At 28.1% G+C, this 7,916-nt stretch carries 5 protein-coding genes; all 5 read right to left on the minus strand.

The window, feature by feature from the left end:
- Positions 1 to 9 precede the first annotated feature (9 nt).
- Entirely contained in the window at positions 10 to 2,727 is a 2,718-nt protein-coding gene (gene mutS, locus BHW04_RS07605; protein ID WP_302699321.1) for a DNA mismatch repair protein MutS, read from the minus strand.
- Between the two features lie 294 nt (positions 2,728 to 3,021).
- Complete coding sequence (locus BHW04_RS07610) at positions 3,022 to 3,282, minus strand: phage holin (RefSeq protein ID WP_022212476.1); 261 nt, start codon at positions 3,280 to 3,282, stop codon at positions 3,022 to 3,024.
- Positions 3,283 to 3,466: 184 nt separating this feature from the next.
- Entirely contained in the window at positions 3,467 to 4,843 is a 1,377-nt protein-coding gene (gene miaB, locus BHW04_RS07615) for a tRNA (N6-isopentenyl adenosine(37)-C2)-methylthiotransferase MiaB (protein WP_022212475.1), read from the minus strand.
- A gap of 111 nt (positions 4,844 to 4,954) precedes the next feature.
- On the minus strand, positions 4,955 to 5,884 hold the full coding sequence (locus BHW04_RS07620; protein ID WP_302631437.1) for a GNAT family N-acetyltransferase: 930 nt from the start codon (positions 5,882 to 5,884) through the stop codon (positions 4,955 to 4,957).
- A gap of 105 nt (positions 5,885 to 5,989) precedes the next feature.
- Positions 5,990 to 7,897, minus strand: a complete 1,908-nt coding sequence (locus tag BHW04_RS07625; protein ID WP_186835351.1) for a bifunctional 4-hydroxy-3-methylbut-2-enyl diphosphate reductase/30S ribosomal protein S1 — start codon at positions 7,895 to 7,897, stop codon at positions 5,990 to 5,992.
- Between the last annotated feature and the right edge of the window lie 19 nt (positions 7,898 to 7,916).

A 7,916-nucleotide genomic window follows, 5' to 3' on the forward strand; every position in this document is an offset into this window, starting at 1 on the left:
GTACCTCACTTACATATTCTTAGATTTTTGTACTATTTCAAAGAGTTTATTCATTGCAGCAAGAGGTGTCATCGTCATTATTTCAATACTAGCAATTTCTTTAAGAAAAGCTTCCTTTTCAATCATTGCAAAATCTATTTGTATTGTATCATTAGTTTCTACAGTCACTTTTTCTTCTTTTTTAGAATCTTTTTCTAAATCTACCACAGCTTCTTGTTTAGTTTCCACTACAGTTTCTTTGATTTCTTCTGCAACGTTCTCTTCTGCCATAAACTTTCTTTTGTTACTTTGTTCACTTAACAATTCATGACTTTCATCAAAGGATTTTTCTCCTTCTAACTTGTGTAGAATTTCCTTTGCTCTTTCAATAACACCTTCTGGTAACCCTGCTAGTTTAGCAACCTCAATACCATATGATTGGTCAGCACCACCTTCCACAATTTTTCTTAGGAAAATTACTTCACCAAGTTTTTCAGTTACAGCAACTGAATAATTCTTAACCCCTTCAATAACACCTTCTAATTTAGTAAGCTCATGATAATGAGTAGCAAATAAAGTGTTACATTTTAATGTTTCCTTATTACACATATATTCTATTACTGACCAAGCGATACTTAATCCATCATATGTAGATGTTCCTCTTCCAACTTCATCTAATAAAACTAAACTCTTAGAAGTTGCATTCTTTAAGATATTTGATACTTCCCACATTTCCACCATGAAAGTAGACTTACCACCTGCTAAGTCATCTGATGCTCCTATTCTTGTAAATATCTTATCAGAAATAGAAATATTGGCACTGTTTGCTGGAACAAATGATCCTATTTGCGCCATTAAGTTAATTAGAGCCACTTGTCTCATGTAAGTAGATTTCCCAGCCATATTAGGTCCAGTAATAAGAAGAAACCTATCTTTTTTTCTATTTAAATGTGTATCATTACAAATAAATTCACCTTTATCAATTACTTTTTCTACAACAGGGTGACGTCCTTCTTTTATTTCAAAAATTCCCTCTTCGTTAATTTGTGGTTTTACATAATTATTTTCTAAGGCAATAATAGCCATAGTTGAAATTACATCTAACGATGATATTATGTTAGCAGTCTTTTTAAGTCTAGATATTTCTTTTTCTACTTTATCTCTTACTTCAACAAATAACTTATATTCTAAAGCAATAAGTTTTTCTTCAGCACCTAATATTTTTTCTTCCATAACCTTTAACTCTTCAGTAATGAATCTTTCAGCATTAGCAAGAGTTTGCTTTCTTATATAACGCCCTTCAGGAATAGTAGCATAATTTGCTTTAGATATCTCTATATAATAACCAAATACTTTATTATAGCCAACTTTTAATGAACGGATACCAGTAAATTCTCTTTCTTTATTTTCAAGTTCAGCAATCCACTGTTTACCATTAAGCTTTGCACTTCTAAGTTCATCTACTTGGGCAGAATATCCATTATTAATTATATTTCCTTCTTTTACTGATATTGAAGGATCAGCAATAATTGCTAAGTTTAATAATTCATTTAAATCATCTAATGTATCTAATGAATTATACCATTCCTTTAGTAATGGTGCATTTAATCCATTTAAAACAGCTTTTATAGATGGCAGTCTTTGTAATGATGATTTTAATGAAACTAAATCTCTAGCATTAACATTCTTATTAGAAATCTTACCTACAATTCTTTCTATATCATAAACATCCTTAAGAGCTTCTCTAATTTCCTCATTTATATATGTGTTATTATATAATTCTTCTACAGATGTTAATCTATTTTCAATTTCATCCTTCTTTATTAATGGTTCTTCGATCCACTTTCTTAGAGTTCTTCCTCCCATTGCAGTGGCAGTCTTATCTAAAACCCAAATAAGACTTCCCTTTTTAGTCTTATCCCTTAAGTTTTCAGTAAGTTCTAAGTTTCTTCTAGAACTACTGTCAATTGACATATAGTTTATAATGTCATATGTCTCTAAAAGATTTATATTAGATAAACTTATCTTTTGTGTTTCTAATATGTATTTTAATAATGTAGAAGAAGCTTTCTTTGCTCTCTTATCAAGATTTTTTAAATCTAAAGATGTGAATTGAGCTATCATTTCTTCATCACTACAAGAAAAGTCATTGAAGTCCTTAATAGTAACTAAAGCGTTACTTATACCTTTAATATCATTTTCTAAGTTTTCATAAATACTCTTATCTATAAGAATTTCTTTTGGTGAAATTTTTGATATTTCATCTAGAAGGCTTGCCTTAGAAACAGTAAATGATGTTGTTTTAAATTCACCAGTGGAAATATCTGAAGAGGATACACCATATATGCCATCTTCTTCATAAATAGATAACATATATACATTTTTGTATTCTTCTTCAGTTGTATTTTCTATAAAAGTACCTGGTGTAATAACTTTAATTACATCTCTTTTAACTATACCTTTAGTAGCTGCAGGATCTTCAACTTGTTCACCAATGGCAACCTTATATCCTTTATTAACTAATTTAGATATATATGAAGCTGCAGCATGGAATGGAATTCCACACATTGGTGCTCTTTCTTCCAAACCACATTCTCTACCTGTTAAAACAAGTTCTAATTCTTTCGATGCTATCTTCGCATCTTCAAAAAACATTTCATAAAAGTCACCTAATCTATAAAAAAGAATACAATCTTCATATCTTTCTTTTATTTCAACGTATTGTCTCATCATAGGCGTTAATGCCATGATACATCCCTCCTAGTAATTTTCAAGGTATATACCTTGATTTTTAGCCATTTTATAAAATAAATTATACATTATTACAAAAAAAATATAAAGGAAATAAGACTAAACAAATTTATCTAAAATCATTGTATAATTATTCAGATACATCCTCGGATATTTGTATACAAATTGCTAATTATTCACTTATCATTAATATTTATACACGATATTGAAATAAGTTTTACCATAAAATGAGCTGTTCACTAATTATTTAGTGCGACAGCTCATTTTAAAATTATTATATTATTGCAGTAATTACTCTTTTTTACTTTCTTCTTTAATTTTATCAGCTAGTTTATCTGAAACACCTGGAATATAAGCTTTAACATTTTCTGTTGGATCATTTAATAATCCAAGTAATAGCAAAATGCTACAGATGGATTCTATGATCCCCATAACTTTATCACTATTGATGTCTAAGCCAAATTGACATAATAAACTTACAATAAGTGCAGCTAAAGCTACTATGGTACCTCTGTTATTTAATCTAGATAAAATAGACTTCCAAACTGACATAGTTCACATCTCCCTATTATTAATCTTTTAATAACTATAAACTATACACTAAATATTATTTCTATACATCAGTAAATATTCCTTAATCTAATAAAAAAAAGAAACTATATTATATTTTGAAATACCTAATTTAATTAAGGTATAAAATAAAATTAAAAAAGCTGCCACATATGGCAGCTTTAAATTATTTAATTACTTCACCTATTAATGAGAAGTTTTGAGCTCTTGTTATTTTTACATTAACAAGTTCTCCAACATTTACATTTTCACCAGTAAAGTTAACTAATCTTCCTGTTCTAGTTCTTCCTGTAAGTTTTTCAGCATCATTTTTGCTATTTCCTTCTACTAATACTTCAAGTATATTTCCTTCTTCAGCCTTATTTTGTGCAATTACTCTTTCATTTACTGCAGCAATTAATCTATTAAACCTATGGTGCTTATCTTCCTCACTAACTTGATTTAACATCATATCAGCTGGTGTATTGTTTCTTCTTGAATAAATGAAAGTAAATGCTGAAGAATATCCTACTTCTTTAACAAGTTCTAATGTTTCTTGGAAATCTTCTTCTGTTTCACCTGGGAAACCAACAATAATATCTGTTGTTAAAGTCACTCCTGGTATTTCTTCTTTAATTTTCTTTATTAAATCTAAATAATATTCTTTTGTGTAATGTCTATTCATTTTCTTTAATATACTATTTGATCCACTTTGTACTGGTAAATGAATTTGTTCGCATAACTTATCACATTCTTTAATAGCCATTATTACATCATGTGTAAGGTCTTTAGGATGAGATGTCATAAATCTAACTCTTTCTAATCCTTCTATTTCATTAATCATTCTTAAAAGTTTTGCAAAATCAACTTCTTCTTCTAATCCTTTACCATATGAGTTTACATTTTGACCAAGTAAAGTTATTTCTTTATAACCTTGTGCAACAAGTTCCCTTACCTCATTTAAAATATCTTCAGGCTTTCTTGAACGTTCTCTTCCTCTTACATATGGTACTATACAATAAGTACAGAAGTTGTTGCAGCCATACATTATTGTTACGAAAGCTTTTACATTACTTTCTCTATCTATTGGAAGTCCTTCAACAATATCTGTTTCTTTATTAAATATTTCTTTTATTTGAACACCTTCAGTTTTAACTCTATTTAAGTATTCAGGGAATTTATATGCATTATGTGTACCAAATACAATATTTACATATGGGAATTTTTTTAAAATTTTATCTGCCATACCTTCTTGCTGCATCATACATCCACATATTCCTATAATTAAATCTGGATTTTCTTTCTTTAAATGCTTAAGACTTCCTAAATTACCAAAAACCTTATTTTCGGCATTTTCTCTTACACAACAAGTATTAAACAATATTATACCTGCGTCTTCCTTATTTTCAGTTTTTGTATATCCAACTCTTTTAAGCATACCAGATAATTTTTCAGAATCTTCTTCATTCATTTGGCATCCCCAAGTTTCGATATAGAAGTGTTTTTTTACATTATCTTTTTCTTTAAGTTCATCTAATATTTTAATATCAAAATTTTTACTCATTATTGTTCCTCCAAAATTTATATAAATCATAACGTATTATAACATAACTTTTTGCAAAAAATAAAGAGTAGGATTTTTGGGTTCTGTATACTTTTAATAAATATATTTTTGTTATTTTTCTCTTTTCCAGTTATTTATGGAGTACTCATATTTAAATCCACATTTATTATATAAATTTATGGCTTTAATATTATTTTTATCCACTCTAATGTATAAATCCAATATATTTCTGTCAATACACTCATTAATAATATGATTTAATAATAATTCGCCAAAGCCCTTCCCCCTAAAAACAGGAACTATACCAAAATTAACAACAGTATATCTTCCCCTATTATAAATAACTTGTCCATACCCAATAGCACTATTATTCATCATCAAAAATATAGAGAGATCATCTATATAATATTCTTGCTTTATATCATTTTCAATGTCTGAAACATAAATTTCTGCTCGCATTTTATCATGAAAAATATCATTTTGCAAGTCACATCGTAACTTTTCATCTTTACCTATTTTAAATCTTTTAAATGCTATATTAGGATGTATAAACCTATTGCTATAAGCATATTCAAGAACATCTTTATCTTCTGTTATCTTTTTAAATAATCTTTCACTACCTTTTTTATCTTGGTCAAATAATACAAGTTTCATTAAAAATGTTTCTCTATATTTACAAAAACCTAGCTTACGTAATACACTATTGATTGCTTCATTATTCAACTCCTCATAAATAAGCATATCGTTATCAAACTCCCATAGTATATCTTTATCAACTATTTCTAAATATGATGGTTTAACATATAAAGACCACACCTTAATGGGATTTTCGAAAGGTATGTTATACCAAATATAACCTATGACTTTCTCATTATGAACAAATAATTTCACAAATTTTTTTAGTATTATCTTTGAAAAAAAACTTTCACTTTCATAATACTTAAAAAAATCTTTATCATAAGTTTTAAAATTTAGCTTTTCTGCACTTAATTTCTTAAATTTATCCAAATTACTATTTGATAACTTTTCTAACGATAACATGCCAATCCCTTCTAACACTTAACTTATTCAAAGACAAAAAGATTACACTGAAATAATATGTGTAATCTTTTTTAATAATACCTTGTAATTTATAAAGGCTAAGTTTTATTCAGCATCTTTTATGCTAAGTGCTATTTTTCTATTTTCTTTATCAATACTTAGTATTATACATTTAACTTCTTGACCAATAGATAAAACTTCACTTGGATGTTTTATATGATCGTGGCTTATTTTTGAAATATGAACTAAACCATCTATACCTGGCTCTAATTCAACAAAAGCACCAAAATCATTAATTCTAACTACCTTTCCTAAAACAGCTGAGCCTTCGCTGTACTTTTCATCAACAACACTCCATGGTTCTGGAGTTAGTTCCTTAATACTTAATGATAATTTCTTTGTTTCTTTATCTAAGTTTATAATCTTAACATCTACAATTTGACCAATTTTTAAGACTTCCTCACAAGATTTTATGTGACTCCATGAAATTTGTGATAAATGAATTAAACCATCAACACCATCAACTTCTGCAAAAGCACCAAAATTTGTGAATCTCTTAATTTCAGCTTTTACAATATCACCAACTTGAAGAGAATCCCAAGTTATAGCCTCCTTTTTAGCTTTAGCTTCTTCTAAAAGAATCTTTCTTGAAGCAACAATTTTTGAAAGATTTTCTTTTGAAAAATCTATAAGCTTAACAGCCATTTCTGTTCCTACTAGGCTTTCTTTATCTTCTACATATTTAATATCAATTTGCGAAGATGGTATAAATATTCTTACACCATTGTAGTATGCAACTAACCCTTTTTCTTTTGCAGCAGTTACTTTGATTGTTAATTCTTCTTTGTTTTCATATACTTTTTCTAAGTATCCTAAAGCTTCGTCTTTTTCAAATTCAAGTCTTGATAAAACTACATAGTTATCTTCGTTTTTTAATTTGATAACTTTAGCCTTTATTATATCTCCAACTTTGATATTGCTTAATACTTCTTCAAGCTTTTCTGCTGATGTAAGTTCTTTAAATGGAATCACACCATCTGATTTATATCCTATTAAAGATATTACTACAACATCATTAGTTATAGATAAAATTTCACCTTCTACTTCATCTCCAATACGAAATTTTCTATCCATTTCGTTCATTAACTCCAATTGATTTTCCATTTTTCTATTCCCCTCCAACTTATCAATAACTTCCTTTATAATCCAATCTGGAGTTGATGCTCCAGCTGTTATCCCAATTTTTTCGAATGATTCGTTTTCAATAAATTCTTTTGGTAATTCGTTCACATTTTCAATGTGTATAGTATTTGTACAATTACTTTTAGCTATTTCATAAAGCTTTGTTGTGTTTGAACTATTTTTTCCTCCTACAACAATAACTGCATCACTAACTTTAGAAAGCTCATCAATACTCTTTTGTCTCACTTCTGTAGCTGAACATATTGTATTAAATGATAAAAGTTCCTTAACATGTGGAGTTAAATTGTTAATAGTATTTTTCCAATTTTCCTCTTTTTCAGTAGTTTGTGACACTGCACATACTTTGTTTGGAAGTTCTTCATTAAACTCACCATTATTTGTTACTATTGCTTCATTGTTACACCAACCGTTTATCCCCGCAACTTCCGGATGTTTTTTATCACCTAAAATTACAATTTTATATCCCAAAGAAGAATATTTATTAACCTTCTTCTGTATATTCGTAACGTAAGGGCAAGTTGCATTAACCACTATAAAATTTCTTGCTTTTAGTGATTCTATAACTTCACTTCCTACTCCATGGGAACGTATTACTATTACATCGCCTTCTTTTAGCATATCAACGTTCTCAAATTCTACTGAATATATATTATTTTCTTCTAAAAATTTAACAACATCATTATTATGAATTAAAGGTCCTAATGTATATATTTTTTTACTATACTGCTTTTGAATTTTAATTGCTTCCTCTACTGCTCTTTGAACTCCAAAGCAAAATCCAGCATTTTCAGCAAGTGTGATTTTTTTCATAAAATTTCTCCTAAGTTAA

This window comes from Clostridium sp. 29_15 (assembly GCF_001916075.1).
GTDB classification, from domain to species: domain Bacteria; phylum Bacillota; class Clostridia; order Clostridiales; family Clostridiaceae; genus Clostridium; species Clostridium lentum.